Source organism: Streptomyces sp. NPDC087859 (assembly GCF_044742595.1).
Lineage (GTDB): Bacteria > Actinomycetota > Actinomycetes > Streptomycetales > Streptomycetaceae > Streptomyces > Streptomyces canus_F.
The window spans coordinates 1-15,913 of the sequence record NZ_JBIUUU010000003.1 but is presented as its reverse complement, the minus strand read 5'-3'; the positions used below and the strand labels follow the sequence as shown (position 1 = coordinate 15,913).

At 70.0% G+C, this 15,913-nt stretch carries 11 protein-coding genes and 1 pseudogene; 8 read left to right on the top strand and 4 right to left on the bottom strand.

Features of this window, described 5'->3' with window-relative positions; genetic code table 11:
- Positions 1 to 107: 107 nt before the first annotated feature.
- The 4 genes from ACIOHP_RS07465 (at position 108) to ACIOHP_RS07450 (ending at position 7,692) form a co-directional block, all read left to right on the top strand.
- Positions 108 to 1,325: a sensor histidine kinase gene (locus tag ACIOHP_RS07465; RefSeq protein ID WP_401884167.1), complete on the top strand. Its 1,218-nt coding sequence runs from the start codon at positions 108 to 110 to the stop codon at positions 1,323 to 1,325.
- Positions 1,326 to 1,398: 73 nt separating this feature from the next.
- Positions 1,399 to 2,082, top strand: a complete 684-nt coding sequence (locus ACIOHP_RS07460) for a response regulator transcription factor (RefSeq protein WP_361476995.1) — start codon at positions 1,399 to 1,401, stop codon at positions 2,080 to 2,082.
- A 135-nt stretch (positions 2,083 to 2,217) separates the two neighbouring features.
- Positions 2,218 to 5,334, top strand: a complete 3,117-nt coding sequence (locus tag ACIOHP_RS07455) for an efflux RND transporter permease subunit (protein ID WP_401884164.1) — start codon at positions 2,218 to 2,220, stop codon at positions 5,332 to 5,334.
- Positions 5,335 to 5,445: 111 nt separating this feature from the next.
- Positions 5,446 to 7,692, top strand: coding sequence for a protein kinase (locus ACIOHP_RS07450; protein WP_401884161.1), 2,247 nt, complete (start codon positions 5,446 to 5,448; stop codon positions 7,690 to 7,692).
- Between the two features lie 18 nt (positions 7,693 to 7,710).
- On the opposite strand, the gene nadA is transcribed toward ACIOHP_RS07450, so the two are convergent.
- Entirely contained in the window at positions 7,711 to 8,895 is a 1,185-nt protein-coding gene (gene nadA / locus ACIOHP_RS07445; RefSeq protein WP_361538790.1) for a quinolinate synthase NadA, read from the bottom strand.
- A gap of 267 nt (positions 8,896 to 9,162) precedes the next feature.
- Here nadA and ACIOHP_RS07440 point away from each other — a divergent pair, with 267 nt between their 5' ends.
- Positions 9,163 to 9,519 (top strand): iron-sulfur cluster assembly accessory protein, encoded by a 357-nt coding sequence (locus ACIOHP_RS07440; RefSeq protein ID WP_266893491.1) that lies wholly within the window; start codon positions 9,163 to 9,165, stop codon positions 9,517 to 9,519.
- Positions 9,520 to 9,626: 107 nt separating this feature from the next.
- Here ACIOHP_RS07440 and ACIOHP_RS07435 read toward each other — a convergent pair whose 3' ends face one another.
- Positions 9,627 to 11,597, bottom strand: a complete 1,971-nt coding sequence (locus tag ACIOHP_RS07435) for a hypothetical protein (protein ID WP_401884158.1) — start codon at positions 11,595 to 11,597, stop codon at positions 9,627 to 9,629.
- Positions 11,598 to 11,748: 151 nt separating this feature from the next.
- Positions 11,749 to 11,958 (bottom strand): hypothetical protein, encoded by a 210-nt coding sequence (locus ACIOHP_RS07430; RefSeq protein ID WP_046262616.1) that lies wholly within the window; start codon positions 11,956 to 11,958, stop codon positions 11,749 to 11,751.
- A gap of 131 nt (positions 11,959 to 12,089) precedes the next feature.
- On the opposite strand from ACIOHP_RS07430, the gene ACIOHP_RS07425 reads away from it, so the two are divergent.
- A complete protein-coding gene (locus ACIOHP_RS07425; protein ID WP_361538795.1) occupies positions 12,090 to 13,064 on the top strand; it encodes a carbohydrate kinase family protein in 975 nt (324 codons plus the stop codon).
- A gap of 58 nt (positions 13,065 to 13,122) precedes the next feature.
- Here the strand turns inward: ACIOHP_RS07425 and ACIOHP_RS07420 are convergent, their stop codons facing one another.
- Positions 13,123 to 14,499, bottom strand: coding sequence for a cysteine desulfurase/sulfurtransferase TusA family protein (locus tag ACIOHP_RS07420; protein ID WP_401884156.1), 1,377 nt, complete (start codon positions 14,497 to 14,499; stop codon positions 13,123 to 13,125).
- A gap of 246 nt (positions 14,500 to 14,745) precedes the next feature.
- Between ACIOHP_RS07420 and coxB the strand changes: the two genes are divergently transcribed.
- Together coxB and ACIOHP_RS07410 are read left to right on the top strand one after the other, a co-directional pair.
- Positions 14,746 to 15,705, top strand: coding sequence for a cytochrome c oxidase subunit II (gene coxB, locus ACIOHP_RS07415; RefSeq protein WP_361538801.1), 960 nt, complete (start codon positions 14,746 to 14,748; stop codon positions 15,703 to 15,705).
- Positions 15,702 to 15,913: pseudogene (locus tag ACIOHP_RS07410) on the top strand (cytochrome ubiquinol oxidase subunit I); the annotation flags it as partial. The gene coxB and the pseudogene ACIOHP_RS07410, both read left to right, overlap by 4 nt.

Genomic DNA, 15,913 nt, shown 5'->3' with positions numbered 1-15,913 from the left:
CGGGCGGTCTCCCCGGCAAAGGCCCGCCCCACACTCGGCAAGTACACAGGAAACCTACAGCCGACCCCCGTTCCAAGCTCCGCAGGTCACCCGTACCGTTGGCAGACGTGAGCACCCTCGAGCGCGTCCGGCACCAGCTGAAGGCGCACCCCATGGCGCTGGACGCCATACTCGCGGCCGGCGTTCTCGGCTGCATGGTGGCCGGCTCGTTCGTGGACCCGCACGGACCGGACGGCGTCACCTGGGGCTTCCGCACCCCGGACCCGCTCAGCCTGGTCCTCATCGGCCTCAGCGCCGCGGCCCTCGTCTTCCGCCGCCGCGCCCCGATGACGGTGCTCGCCCTCACCGGAAGCTTCTCGATCATCGAGTGCGTCACCGGCGACCCCCGTGCCCCCGTCGCCATGTCCGCGGTGATCGCCCTGTTCACCGTCGCCTCCGCCACCGACCGCCCCACCGCCTGGCGGGTCGGTCTGCTCACCATGACCGTCCTCACCGCCGCCGCCATGCTCGGCGGCCCACTCCCGTGGTACGCCCAGGAAAACCTCGGCATCTTCGCCTGGACCGGCATCGGCGCCACCGCCGGCGACGCCGTCCGCAGCCGCCGCGCCTTCGTGCAGGCGATCAGGGACCGCGCCGAGAAGGCGGAACGCACCCGCGAGGAGGAGGCCCGCCGCCGCGTCGCCGAGGAACGCCTGCGTATCGCCCGCGACCTGCACGACGTCGTCGCCCACCACATCGCCCTGGTCAACGTGCAGGCGGGCGTCGCCGCACACGTCATGGACAAGCGCCCCGACCAGGCCAAGGAGGCCCTCGCCCACGTACGCGAGGCCAGCCGCTCGGCGCTCAACGAGCTCCGGGCCACCGTCGGCCTGCTCAGACAGTCCGGCGACCCCGAGGCACCGACCGAGCCCGCCCCCGGCCTGGACCGCCTCGACGAACTCGTCGGCACCTTCCGCAGCGCCGGCCAGCATGTCGAGGTGGCCCGCGCCGACAGCGACACCACCCTCCCCGCCGCCGTCGGCCTGGCCGCCTACCGGGTCATCCAGGAAGCCCTCACCAACGTCCAGAAGCACGCCGGTACGGAGGCGAAGGCCGAGGTCAGCGTCGTCCGCGTGGGGCCGAACATAGAGATCACCGTCCTCGACAACGGCGCCGGGGAGGACGAGCCGGCCGACGGCGGAGGCCACGGCCTCCTCGGCATGCGCGAGCGGGTCACCGCCCTGCGCGGCACCCTCACCACCGGTCCCCGCTACGGCGGCGGCTTCCGCGTCCATGCGATCCTGCCGGTCAAGACCCGCAGCCGCGCCGCCGACGACGCCGTTTGACCGACTGGCGGAACTCAGGCGCACCCCGCGGAAGTTGTCGTAGCACCGAGCCCCCTGCCGCAGAGGACCCCGCATGACCATCCGCGTCCTGCTCGCCGACGACCAGGCACTGCTGCGCAGCGCCTTCCGCGTGCTCGTCGACTCCGAGCCCGACATGGAGGTCGTCGGCGAGGCGTCCGACGGGGCGGAGGCGGTGCGGCTGGCCAAGGAGGAGCGGGCCGACGTCGTGCTGATGGACATCCGGATGCCCGGCACCGACGGCCTCGCCGCCACCCGGCTGATCAGCGAGGACCCGTCCCTCGCCCAGGTCCGGGTGGTCATCCTGACGACCTTCGAGGTCGACGACTACGTCGTGCAGTCGCTGCGGGCCGGCGCCTCCGGCTTCCTCGGCAAGGGCAGCGAACCCGACGAGCTGCTCAGCGCCATCCGGATCGCGGCGGGCGGCGAGGCCCTGCTCTCCCCGGCCGCCACCAAGGGCCTGATCGCCCGCTTCCTCGCCCAGGGCGACGCGGCGGACGACGCCGCCGACCCCGCCCGCGCCGCACGGCTGGACGCGCTCACCGTCCGCGAGCGCGAGGTCCTCGTCCAGGTCGCCGGCGGACACTCCAACGACGAGATCGCCGAGCGCCTCGAAGTCAGCCCGCTCACCGTGAAGACGCACGTCAACCGGGCCATGGCCAAGCTGGGCGCGCGGGACCGGGCGCAGCTCGTGGTGATCGCGTACGAGTCCGGGCTGGTACGTCCGAGGGTGGAGTGAACTCCACCCGCCGTACTGCGGCCGGAGTATGCGCCGCATAAGGAAATGGACCTGGGAGCTACGGATCACCGTCCCCGGAGGGCACAGGGTGTAGGGGCCCACTTCTGCCGCTCACAGAATTGAGATCCCTGACCCATGTCCTGGCTGTCGAGATTCAGCCTCGCGCAGCGGGCCCTCATAGGCCTGATGTCGATCATCGTGCTCGCCTTCGGGGCCATCGCGATACCCCAGCTCAAGCAGCAGCTGCTGCCCTCCATCGAACTGCCGATGGTGTCCGTGCTCGCCCCCTACCAGGGCGCCTCACCGGATGTCGTCGAGAAGCAGGTCGTCGAGCCCATCGAGGACAGCCTCGAAGCGGTCGACGGCATCGAGGGAGTCACCTCCACGGCCAGTGAGGGCAACGCCATCGTCATGGCGTCCTTCGACTACGGCAGCGGCACCAAGCAGCTCGTCGCCGACGTCCAGCAGGCCGTCAACCGGGCCCGTGCGCAGCTCCCGGACGACGTCGACCCGCAGGTCGTCGCCGGGTCCACGGACGACATGCCGACCGTCGTCCTCGCCGTCACCTCCGACAAGGACCAGCAGGCCCTGGCCGACCAGCTCGACCAGACCGTCGTGCCGGACCTGAAGGCCATCGACGGCGTCGGCCAGGTCACCGTCGACGGTGTCCGCGACCTCCAGGTCACCGTCACCCCGGACGACACGAAGCTCACCAAGGCGGGCCTCACCTCGGCCGCCCTCGCCCAGGCCCTCCAGGCGGGCGGCGCGACCGTCCCGGCCGGCTCCTTCGACGAGGACGGCGCCAACCGGACCGTCCAGGTCGGCGGCGGCTTCACCTCGGTCGGGCAGATCCAGGACCTGATGGTCACCGGCCAGGCCGGAAAGAAGCCCGTCCGCCTCGGTGACGTGGCCACGGTCAAGCAGGAGCAGGCCGCGGCCGACTCCCTCACCCGCACCGACGGCAGGCCCAGCCTCGCGGTCATGGTGACGATGGACCAGGACGGCAGCGCGGTCTCCATCTCCGACGCGGTCGAGGACAAGCTCGCCGACATGCGCAAGGATCTCGGCTCCGACGCGACGGTCACCGTCGTCAGCGACCAGGGCCCCGCGGTCGCGAAGGCCATCGACGGCCTGACCACCGAGGGCGCGCTCGGCCTGCTCTTCGCGGTCCTGGTCATCCTGGTCTTCCTGGCGTCGGTCCGCTCGACGCTGGTCACGGCGGTGTCCATCCCGCTGTCGGTGGTCCTCGCCCTGATCGTGCTCTGGACCCGCGACCTCTCGCTCAACATGCTGACGCTGGGCGCGCTGACCATCGCCATCGGCCGGGTCGTCGACGACTCGATCGTGGTCCTGGAGAACATCAAGCGGCACCTCGGCTACGGCGAGGAGCGCGAGCCCGCGATCCTGAACGCCGTCCGCGAGGTGGCCGGAGCGGTCACCTCCTCCACCCTCACCACGGTCGCCGTCTTCCTGCCGATCGGCCTGGTCGGCGGCATGGTGGGCGAACTGTTCGGCTCCTTCAGCCTGACGGTCACGGCCGCCCTGCTGGCATCGCTGCTGGTGTCCCTGACGGTCGTCCCGGTCCTGTCGTACTGGTTCCTGCGCGCCCCCAAGGGCACCCCGGCCGACGCCGAGGAAGCCCGCCGCCTCGCGGAGGAGAAGGAGGCGAGGAGCAGGCTCCAGCGCCTCTACGTCCCCGTCCTGCGGTTCGCGACCCGGCGGCGTCTGACCAGCGTGCTGATCGCCGTGGTGATCCTCATCGGTACGTTCGGCATGTCCGGACTGCTGAAGACCAACTTCTTCGACCAGGGCGAGCAGGAAGTCCTCACCGTCAAGCAGGAGTTGAAGCCCGGCACCAGCCTGGCGGCCACCGACGAGCAGGCCAGGAGGGTCGAGGGGCTGCTCGACGGCATCAAGGGCGTCAAGGACTACCAGGTCACCGTAGGCTCGTCCGGCTTCATGGCGGCCTTCGGCGGCGGCACGGACACCAACCAGGCCTCGTACCAGGTGATGCTGGACGACTCGGCCTCGTACGAGGACGTGCAGGACCGCATCGAAGCGGGCCTGAAGAAGCTCGACGGCATCGGTACGACGACCATCGCGGCCGGTGACGGCTTCGGCGGCCAGGACCTCAGCGTGGTCGTGAAGGCGGCCGACGCGGACGTCCTGCGCGAGGCGTCGGAGGAGGTCCGCAAGACGGTCGCGGGCCTGGACGACGTCACCGATGTGACGAGCGACCTGGCGCAGAGCGTGCCGCGCATCTCGGTGAAGGCCAACGACAAGGCCGCCGCGGCGGGCTTCAACGACCAGACCCTCGGCGCGGCCGTCGCCGAGGCGGTCAAGGGCACCACGGCCGCCAAGGCGATCCTGGACGACACCGAGCGCGACGTCGTCATCAAGTCGGCGAAGCCGGCGCAGACCCTGGACGAGCTCAGGAACCTGAGGCTCGGCCCGGTGAAGCTGGGGGACATCGCCACGGTGAAGCTCGCGGACGGCCCGGTCTCGATGACGAGGATCGACGGCCAGCGTGCGGCGACCATCACCGCCAAGCCGACCGGCGACAACACGGGCGCCGTGAGCCAGGACCTCACGTCCAAGCTCGACGCCCTCAAGCTCCCGGCGGGCGCCACGGCCTCCATCGGCGGCGTCACCTCGGACCAGGACAGCGCGTTCAAGAACCTGGGCCTGGCGATGCTCGCGGCGATCGCGATCGTCTTCATGCTGCTGGTGGCGACGTTCCGTTCGCTGGCCCAGCCACTGATCCTGCTGGTCTCCATCCCGTTCGCCGCGACGGGCGCCATCGGCCTCCTCATCATCACGGACACCCCGATGGGCGTCCCCGCGATGATCGGCATGCTGATGCTCATCGGCATCGTGGTGACGAACGCGATCGTGCTGATCGACCTCATCAACCAGTACCGCAAGCAGGGTTACCCGACGGTGGAGGCCGTCATCGAGGGCGGTCGCCACCGGCTCCGCCCGATCCTGATGACGGCCCTGGCGACGATCTTCGCTCTGCTCCCGATGGCCCTCGGGGTCACCGGCGAGGGCGGCTTCATCGCCCAGCCGCTGGCGGTGGTCGTGATCGGCGGTCTGATCACGTCGACACTGCTGACCCTCCTCCTGGTCCCGACGCTCTACACGATGCTGGAGCTCCGCAAGGAGCGCCGCGCGAAGAAGCGGGCGGCCAAGAAGGCGAAGAAGGCCCAGAAGGCGGAGGCACCGGCCCAGCCGGAACCCGCGGGCGTGTGACGGCTGCCACGGCCGGGTTCTGGACGACGACCGTCCGGAGCCCGGCCGTCGGTGTTTCGGCGTTCTGTATCTTGTGGCTCGAACTGCTTTACGGTGAAGGGGATCCCGGTCGTGCCACTGCACAAGGACGACCCGAAATCGGTCGGCGGATACAAGCTGGTCGACCGGCTCGGCTCCGGAGGCATGGGGGTCGTCTACTGGGGCAGATCGCGCTCGGGCCGTGACGTGGCCGTCAAGGTGGTGCACGCCCAGTACGCGGAGGACAAGGTCTTCCGCGCCCGCTTCCGGCACGAGATCGAGTCCGTCCGCAAGGTCAGCGGCGCCTTCACCGCGCCCGTGGTGGACGCCGACCCGGAGGCGACACGGCCCTGGATGGCGACCCAGTACGTCCCCGGCAGCTCCCTCGCCGAACGGATCCGCGACCACGGAGCCCTCAAGGGCGCCGAACTGCGGCGGCTGGCCCTGGGGTTGGTGGAGGCGCTGGAGGACATCCACCGGGCCGGAGTGGTGCACCGGGACCTCAAGCCCGCCAATGTCCTGATGGCCGAGGACGGCCCCCGCGTCATCGACTTCGGCATCTCCCGCGCCGCGGAGAACCACCAGACCCTGACCGAGACCGGCCAGATGATCGGCACCCCGCCCTTCATGTCACCGGAACAGTTCACCGACGCCCGCACGGTCGGGCCCGCCTCGGACGTCTTCTCGCTCGCCGCGCTCCTGGTCTTCTCGGCCACCGGACGCGGCCCCTTCGATGCCGACAGCCCGTATCTGACCGCCTTCCGGGTCGTCCACGAGGCGCCCGGACTGGACGGTGTGCCGCAGCCGTTGCGCACGGTCCTGGAGCGCTGCCTGGTCAAGGAGGCCGCCGACCGGCCCCGACTGGACGTGCTGGCCAAGGAGTTCGCCGAGGCCCTGCCGGAGCCCGACCCCATGGACCCGGACACCACGACCCTGCGTCCGGCCGGCCTGAGGGCCGTCGAGGAGACCTACGGCGGCGCCGACCCCGCGACGGCGACCGGTCCGCCCAAGCCCCGCAGCCGGGCCCGGAGAGGCCGCCGCCCCCTGCTGCTGACCGTCGGCACACTGGGCGCGGTGAGCCTCGGTCTGCTCGGGTACCTACGCTTCGGCCCGGGATTCTCGGACACCGCCCAGGAGACGAACTCGGTTGCCGCGTCCGGGGCCACCCGCTGGTCGGCGGTGCCCGAGGGCTGGCAGGCCTGGCAGTCGACGATGTTCGAGACCGCACGGTCGGGCGAGGTCAATCCGCTGGCGAAGGCCGGTGAGACCACGAGCGACGCCACCTGCGAGACGTACGAGAACGCGGTCTACTGCGCGGGCAACACGATCCTCCCGGTCCGCCTGGACGGCCGCACCGGTGCCACCGTCTGGCGCTCCGCGCTCGCGACCTCCGCCGAGGGCAGGGACTCGCCGGGGAACAACTTCGCACTCCTCGGCGTGCGGGACGACGCGATGATCCTGCAGCACGACGTCTTCGCGGCCGACGGGAGCACCAGGTCGAGCATCGTCGCCCTCGACACCGAGACCGGCGACCGGCTGTGGGCCCGCGACCGGGGAGGGGTGAACGTCGACCAGCTCATGGCCGGCGGCCTCGTCATGACGCCCGACACCAGCGGCCGGCTGGTGACGGCACGGTCCCCGCGCACCGGCACCGACCGCTGGACCACACAGCTGCCCTCCGGCGACTACTGCGTGTTCGCGACGGCCGGCTCCCGCCTGTACGCGCACTGCTTCCCGGACGACGAGTCCAAGGACGCCGTGCTCCTGGAGCTGGACAAGACCGACGGAACAGTGCGCCGACGCCTGAGCACCCCGAACGGGAGCGGTCTGCTCGGCACCGTCGACGGCCGCCTCGCCGTCGCCGTCGCGGTCGGCGTCGGCTCCGGCCCGGCGCGCCTCGAGGAGAACACCTTCGACGAGATCCGGCTGCTCGACCCGGAGACCGGCGCCACCACCACGACCGAACTCACGCAGAGCTACAAGAGCTCGATCCGCCTCGCCGCCGGCACGGTCTGGATCACCGGAGCCAATGGCCAGGTCACCGCGGTCTCCCCGCTGACCGGCACACAGCTCTGGCAGACCCGGACCAGCGTCGAGGACTCGGGCCGGCCCACCTACGACCCCACCACCCGCACGCTCTACCTGGCCAGCATCAGCGGCCGGGTCGCCGCCCTCGACTCCCGCAAGGGCACGCTGCTCTGGGAGACCGGAGCCCGAGCCGACCAGCTCGCCAGCGGCAAGACGATCAAGTCCAAGGTGTCGCTGGACGGCGGGGCGGTGCTCGTGAACACACCGAACGGGACGGTCTTCAGCCTGGACCCCGCTCACCCCGAGGGGTGAGCGGGCGCCGCAGGAGCCCTACGGCAGCGCCAGCATCCGCTCCAGCGCCAGCTTCGCGAACGCCTCGGTCTCCTTGTCGACCTCGATGCGGTTGACCAGGTTGCCCTCGGCGAGGGACTCCAGGGTCCACACGAGGTGGGGGAGGTCGATGCGGTTCATCGTCGAGCAGAAGCAGACCGTCTTGTCGAGGAAGACGATCTCCTTGCCCTCGGGCGCGAAACGGTTCGCGAGCCGTCGTACGAGGTTCAGCTCGGTCCCGATGGCCCACTTCGAGCCGGCCGGAGCGGCCTCCAGGGCCTTGATGATGTACTCGGTCGAACCGACGTAGTCCGCCGCGGCCACGACCTCGTGCTTGCACTCGGGGTGCACCAGGACGTTGACGCCCGGGATCCGCTCGCGCACGTCCCGCACGGAATCCAGGCTGAAGCGGCCGTGCACCGAGCAGTGGCCGCGCCACAGGATCATCTTCGCGGCCCGCAGCTCCTCGGCCGTCAGCCCGCCGTTCGGCTTGTGCGGGTTGTAGAGGACGCAGTCCTCCAGCGTCATCCCCATGTCCCGCACGGCGGTGTTCCGGCCGAGGTGCTGGTCGGGGAGGAAGAGAACCTTCTCGCCCTGCTCGAAGGCCCACTCAAGAGCCTTCTTGGCGTTCGACGAGGTGCAGATCGTGCCGCCGTGCTTGCCCGTGAACGCCTTGATGTCCGCGGAGGAGTTCATGTACGAGACGGGCACGACCTGCTCGGCTATCCCGGCCTCGGTCAGCACGTCCCAGCACTCGGCGACCTGCTCGGCGGTGGCCATGTCGGCCATCGAGCACCCGGCGGCCAGGTCCGGCAGCACGACCTTCTGGTCGTCGCCGGTCAGGATGTCCGCGGACTCCGCCATGAAGTGCACACCGCAGAACACGATGTACTCGGCCTCCGGGCGCGCGGCCGCGTCCCGGGCCAGCTTGAAGGAGTCACCCGTGACGTCGGCGAACTGGATGACCTCGTCGCGCTGGTAGTGGTGGCCGAGCACGAAGACCTTGTCCCCGAGCTTCTCCTTGGCCGCGCGCGCACGCTCCACCAGGTCCGGGTCGGAAGGCGAGGGCAGGTCGCCGGGGCACTCGACACCCCGCTCGCTCTTGGGGTCGGCCTCGCGGCCGAGGAGCAGCAGGGCAAGAGGAGTCGGCTGTACGTCGAGCTCCGTGGTCTGGGCGGTGGTCACGACACGCACCCTTTCTACTTTTCGTCGATCTGACGTTATCTATCATAACCCGGTTCACGTCACTTTGACGATGGTCATAACGTCGATGTGACATGAATCCCGGTGCCGCACCGGCGGGTGATCTTCGGGCCGCTGTTCGCTTCGTCGCGGGTGTGCGAGCATGAAAGAACAGGCGAAAAGACAAGTCGCTCGGCCCGGAATGAATCCGCGGCCCTGACGGTTGAAACCGTCGGCAAGCAGTCTCCGTACAACCCGGGAGAGATGTAGATGTCCGTATCGGACGAGAAGACCACTGTCAGCGACGGCATCCTCCTGTCCGACGCCGCCGCGGCGAAGGTCAAGGCCCTGCTCGACCAGGAAGGCCGTGAGGACCTGGCCCTGCGCGTGGCCGTTCAGCCCGGTGGCTGCTCGGGCCTGCGCTACCAGCTCTTCTTCGACGAGCGCTCCCTCGACGGCGACGTCGTCAAGGACTTCGGCGGAGTCAAGGTCGTCACCGACCGCATGAGCGCCCCCTACCTCGGCGGTGCGTCGATCGACTTCGTCGACACCATCGAGAAGCAGGGCTTCACGATCGACAACCCGAACGCGACGGGCTCCTGCGCCTGCGGCGACTCGTTCAACTAGATCAGTACGCCGGCTGACCCGCGAGGGCCGGCCGGATCCGTACGACGGTGAAGGCGGCGGCCCCCTCCGACAGGGCCGCCGCCTTCATGTGTTCCGGAGCGTGCGGACTACCGCGCCCCGGACGTCTCCGGCAGCCGCGCGCCCGCCTTCTCCAGCGGGATCCCGGTGCCGTCCGTGCCCACGATCTTCCGGTCGCCCACGGGCTCGTCCAGCTTCACCGTCTCGTGGTAGATCTTCGCGATCATGATGCAGATCTTCTTGTCCGGCCACGGCGTCTCGGTCACCTGGACCGTCACCTGGTCGGAGCCCTCCACCACCGACGCCTTGTAGTCGGCGCAGACCCCGCCCGTGTAGGTCACGGTCAGCTCGTCGCCCTCGGCGGTGTAGCCCTCCACCTTCACATCACGCTCGGCCGGCGCCGCGGTCGGCTCGTCGGGGTCCGGACCGGTCGGCCGCGGGCTCGGCTGTCCCGTCGGTTCACCGGTGGGCTCCGAGGGCGGTGTGGCCGAGGCCAGGAACTTCGGGTCGATCGCGGGATACGTCACCGTGAAGCCGTCCTGCGCGCCGGACGCCCGCACCTCGAACAGCCACGACGGCACCAGCGCCTGCCGGGCGTCCACGTAGTGCGAGGCCAGCCCGAACACGGCCTTCTCGACCGTGATCGTCTCCTGCTTCGGCGTACTCGTCCCCTCCGATCCGCAGGGAGCCTCGAGGCGGTCCTTGAGCGGTACGGAGGTGGCGCAGCCGCCGATGCCCATGCGGTGGTCGGTCGCCGGCACCGCGTTCAACAGGACCAGCGCCTTCTCGGCGCTCACGACGGGGTATGTGTCGCTCTTCGCCGGCGTCGTCAACTGACCGCTGCCGCCGACCACTTCGCCCTGCGCGTTGACGGTGACCCCGGTCGTCCAGCCGTGCGTCGGCAGCCCGCCGACCACCGGATCGGCGTTCACCACCCGCTGGGCGCCCATGACCTGGCTCGCGTCGACCTTCGCGTCGTCCTGCCCGACCGCCTTCAGCACCGGCGCCGCCGCCTTCTTGGCGGCCTCCTCGCTCACCGGGTCGCCGGCCGGTGCGGCGGGGTCGCTCGCACACACCGTCGCGCTCTGGCAGGCGTCGGTCCCCGGCGCGTACCGGTGGAACGTCCACGCTCCCGGCGCCTGCTGGTTCACCTGGAGACTCGGCCCGGCCGCCTCCTGCCCGCCGACCTTCCAGGCCTTGCCCTCCAGGACGGGCGTCCCCTCCACCCCGAGCGCCTTCGCCAGCCGGGCCACATCGTCCTTGGTGACCTCGCCGGCCGTCCGGTACACGGGGGCCTCGCCGGGACCGTCCGGCAGCGTGCCGGCGGCCTGATAGGTGACGCCGTACGGGTTGGGCTCACCCGGCGCGATGCCGGCCGTGCCGCCGTCGCCCCCGGTGTACCCGTCGAGATGGAGCAGCGGGGGAGTGTCGTCGCCGTTCGCCCCGGACGTCGTACCGTCACCGCCCGACCCGCCTGCGGCCGAGGTGGCGAGATACGCCCCACCGCCCCCGACGAGCAGCACGGCGGCCGCGACGGAGGCGACGAGCACGGGGGAGCGGCGCCGACCGGCACGCGGAACCTCGTGCTCGCCGTCCCGGGGAATCTCCTGCTCGGAAGAGTCGGAAGCTCCGACAGCTTCGGAATCCGCGGGAGCGTCGGAAGCCTCAGGTGCTCCGGCGGCCTCGAAAGCCCCGGCGGACTCGGGAGCCCGGGAAGCTCCGGCAGGTTCGGACATCTCGGTGGACTCGGAAGCCTCGGGAGCTTCGGCAGGCTCGGAAGCTCCTGCGGGCTCGGGAGTCTCGTCCGGCTGGGGAGTCGCGGAAGCCTCGCTGACCTCGGCGGTCTCGTCCGCCTCGGAAGTCTCAGCGCCCCCGGAAGCCTCCGACGCCTCCGCGGCATCCCCCTGGGGAGCCTCGCCGGGGGCCGCCGTCTCCGGGGCCCCCTCCGCCGCCGTACCGCCGTCTTCGTCGGCGATCTCGGCGACCCCGGCACCCTCATCGGCGCCCGTGGCCTTGCCGACCTCGGCGTCGTCGTCGTTGTCGGGTCGCTCGGTGTTCACCGCATCGCTCCTTCGGCCGCGCATCTGTCCCTATGACCCTGACCCGGCCCTGTCAAAACGGTCGGCGGGAGGGTCGTATCCCACATCCCCTTTACGGGGGACAGCGATGGGACGCAGCGGGGGAGCGCACGGTTCCCCGGAAGGCGCTGTTTCAGTCGCCGTAGTCCGACATCGCGTCCAGCAGCCGGGCGGACTCGGTCGGAACGGTCACGCCGTGGATGAGGGAGGGGGAGACGGGAAGGGCGGCGACGCGGTCGGGCGCCAGCCAGTGCGGGGCCATCCGGGCACAGTCGCCGAGCAGCGCCGCGAGATCGCCGTCCAGGTCGGCCGGAACGGGGGCGTGGACCTTGAGGTTCGTCATGACGGCACCGTATGCAGGTCGGAGCCCGCGAAGAAAGATCTACTATCGGGTAGTTTTGGCTGCTTCTGAGCTCCGTGCCGACCGGGTAGCGTGAACTGTCAATAAACCCTCCCCTCAGGAGAGTCCTCGCCGTGCGCATCGCAGTCACCGGCTCCATCGCCACCGACCACCTCATGACCTTCCCCGGCCGCTTCGCCGACCAGCTCGTCGCGGACCAGTTGCACACGGTCTCGCTCTCCTTCCTGGTCGACAATCTGGACGTACGCCGGGGCGGCGTAGGCGCGAACATCGCCTTCGGTATGGGCCAGCTCGGCACCGCGCCGATCCTGGTCGGCGCCGCGGGTTTCGACTTCGACGAATATCGGGCCTGGCTGGACCGCCATGGCGTCGACACCGCGTCCGTCCGTATCTCCGAGACGCTGCACACCGCGCGCTTCGTCTGCACCACCGACGCCGACCACAACCAGATCGGCTCCTTCTACACCGGTGCGATGAGCGAGGCCCGCCTCATCGAGCTGAAGACCGTCGCCGACCGCGTGGGCGGCCTCGACCTGGTCCTCATCGGCGCCGACGACCCCGAGGGGATGCTCCGTCACACGGAGGAGTGCCGGTCGCGCGGCATTCCGTTCGCCGCGGACTTCTCCCAGCAGATCGCCCGTATGAACGGCGACGAGATCCGGATACTGCTGGACGGCGCGACGTACCTGTTCTCCAACGAGTACGAGAAGGGCCTCATCGAGTCGAAGACCGGCTGGACGGACGAGGAGATCCTCGCCAAGGTCGGCCACCGGGTCACGACGCTGGGCTCGCGCGGTGTCCGTGTCGAGCAGGTCGGTCAGGACCCGATCGAGGTCGGCTGCGCGGAGGAGGAGCGCAAGGCCGATCCCACGGGCGTGGGTGACGCGTTCCGTGCCGGGTTCCTGTCGGGGCTTGCCTGGGGTGTCTCGCTGGAGCGTGCGGCGCAGGTCGGGTGCATGCTGGCGACGCTCGTCATCGAGACGGTGGGTACGCAGGAGTACCAGCTGCGTCGGGGGCACTTCATGGAGCGGTTCACCAAGGCGTACGGGCATGAGGCCGCGGCTGAGGTGCAGGGGTATCTGGGCTAGTTCGCCGCCTGCGGGGCGTGGGGGCTGGTCGCGCAGTTCCCCGCGCCCCTGAAGTCGGTCAGCTTGACCGGCGGATCAAGTACGCCGTTCCTATTTCTGCCGGTTCCTCGCCTACGTACTCCTGCTCACGCATCTCGCACCATGCGGGAATGTCCAGTCGTGCCGCCTCGTCGTCTGACAGGACCCTGACCAGGCCGCCCACCGGGACATCCCCGATGACCTTCGCGAGCTCGATCACCGGGATCGGGCACCGCTTGCCCAGGGCGTCGACGACGAGCTCGTCCTCCTTCATGACCGCCACCGGCGTCGGCGCGCCCAGCTTCTCCCGTACCCCCGACACCGCCCCCGGCAGCACGGCGAGGAACCTCTCCACGTCCTCCGCCGTCGCCCCACGTGGCAACGAGACCCGCACATTCCCCTCACTCAGCACCCCCATCGCCTTCAGCACATGGCTGGGCGTCAGCGTGCTGCTCGTGCAGGACGAGCCGGACGAAACGGAGAAACCCTCCCGGTCCAGCTCGTGCAGCAGTGTCTCCCCGTCGACATAGAGACAGGAGAAGGTGACGATCCCGGGCAACCGCCGCTCCGGATCCCCCACCACCTCCACGTCCGGCACCAGCCGCGGCACCCGCACCCGGATCCGCTCCGTCAGCTCCCGCAGCCGTGCCGCCTCTTGGGCCGCCTCGGCCCGCACGGCCCGCAGCGAGGCCGCCGCCGCGACGATGCCCGGCAGATTCTCGAACCCCGGCGCCCGCCCCGACTCCCGCTCGTCCACGGGCCCTTGAGCGGCGAACCGCACGCCTTTGCGTACGACGAGCAGCCCGACCCCGGACGGCCCGCCCCACTTGTGCGCACTGGCCGCCAGCAACGACCAGTCGCCCTCGACCGTCCCCCACCCGAGTGACTGAGCCGCGTCCACGAACAACGGCACCCCGGCCGCCCGGCAGGCCTCGGCCACGGCGGCGACCGGCTGCTCCGTCCCCACCTCGTGGTTGGCCGACTGAAGGCAGGCCAGCGCGGTGTCCTGCCGGAGCAGAGCCGCGTAGGCCGAGGGATCCGCCCTCCCCGCCCGGTCGACCCTCACCCGATCGACCGAACCGCCCTCCCTCTCGTGCGCTTCGGCCGAATGGAGCACGGATGAATGTTCAACCGCTGACACGATCAGGTGACGCCCGACGCGCCGCCGCGCAGCCAGAACACCCGCGATTCCGGTGTGTACGGCCCGTGTGCCGGACGAGGTGAAGGTCAGCTCATCAGGGCGACACCCGACACCCTCGGCAGCGGCTTCCCGGGCGGCATCCAGCAACAGCCGGGCCCGCCGTCCTTCTCGATACAACCGCGCAGGGTCGGCCCACCCTTCGTCCAGGGAGGCCAACAGCGCCTGACGGGCGACGGGATGAAGGGGTGCACTGGAAGCAGCGTCAAAGTAAGACACGCGCCAACGCTAACGCCGCCAGGGGCGCGGGGAACTGCGCGATCAACCACAAACAACCCGCAGCCGCCATTCCAGCGAACCGCCCAACCCACTAGGCCCCCCTCCCCGCGAACCCCCAGAACGCGTCGGCTAGGGTTTGGTCCGCATAAACATCCAAACCCCTGCCCGACGCAGGGCGGCGACCGACCACCGAGTAAGGCAGGCCGCAGCCAATACGCGCGGGCGAGACTCTCGGGAAGGCGCTACGTGAGTCCCAACGGCTCCGACCGCTCGCCGCGGCGCCCGATGCGGCGGAAGCTGCTGCAGGCAATGACCGCGGGCCTGGTCCTGGCGACCGCGACCGGTTGCACATACAAGGACTTCCCCCGCCTTGGTATGCCCACCCCCACCACCGAAGAGGCTCCGCGGATCCTCTCTCTGTGGCAGGGCTCGTGGGCGGCCGCGCTCGCCACCGGCGTGCTGGTCTGGGGCTTGATCCTGTGGAGCGCCATGTTCCACCGGCGCAGCCGCACCAAGGTCGAGGTTCCTCCGCAGACCCGGTACAACATGCCCATCGAGGCGCTGTACACGGTGGTCCCCCTCATCATCGTCTCGGTGCTCTTCTACTTCACGGCTCGTGACGAGTCGAAGATCCTCAGCCTCGACAAGAAGCCCGACGTCACCGTCAACGTCGTCGGCTTCCAGTGGAGCTGGGGCTTCAACTACATCGAGAACGTCGACGGTTCCACCGGTGACGCGAAGACCGACAAGAACCTGGACGCGATCCCGCAGCGGTTCAAGGACCAGTTCCCGGCCGCCGCCGGCGGTGTCTACGACGTCGGTACGCCCGGCACGCGGAACCCGCAGACCAACAACCCGGGCCCGACGCTCTGGCTCCCCAAGGGCAAGACGGTCCGCTTCATCCTCACCTCGCGTGACGTCATCCACTCCTTCTGGGTGGTGCCGTTCCTGATGAAGCAGGACGTCATCCCGGGGCACACCAACTCCTTCCAGGTGACCCCCAACAAGGAGGGCACCTTCCTGGGCAAGTGTGCCGAGCTCTGCGGCGTCGACCACTCCCGAATGCTGTTCAACGTGAAGGTCGTCTCTCCCGAGCGCTACGAGCAGCACCTCAAGGAACTCGCCGAGAAGGGGCAGACCGGTTACGTTCCCGCGGGCATCGAGCAGACCGCCCACGAGAAGAACCGGGAGACGAACAACCTGTGAGCATCCTCAACGAACCCCAGGGTGCCGCGGCAGAGTCCCACTACGCGGACGAACTGCCGGTCCGGCGCAAGCAGCCCGGCAACGTCGTGATCAAGTGGCTCACCACCACTGACCACAAGACGATCGGAACGCTGTATCTGGTCACGTCGTTCGCGTTCTTCTGCATCGGTGGTCTGCTGGCGCTGTTCATGCGCGCCGAGCTGGCCCG

Excerpts from the sequence above, each read along its gene's own strand:
- ACIOHP_RS07460 (WP_361476995.1), top strand. The coding sequence starts at position 1,399 with ATGACCATCCGCGTCCTGCTCGCCGACGACCAGGCACTGCTGCGCAGC.
- ACIOHP_RS07455 (WP_401884164.1), top strand. The coding sequence starts at position 2,218 with ATGTCCTGGCTGTCGAGATTCAGCCTCGCGCAGCGGGCCCTCATAGGC.
- ACIOHP_RS07440 (WP_266893491.1), top strand. The coding sequence starts at position 9,163 with ATGTCCGTATCGGACGAGAAGACCACTGTCAGCGACGGCATCCTCCTG.
- ACIOHP_RS07430 (WP_046262616.1), bottom strand. The coding sequence starts at position 11,958 with ATGACGAACCTCAAGGTCCACGCCCCCGTTCCGGCCGACCTGGACGGC.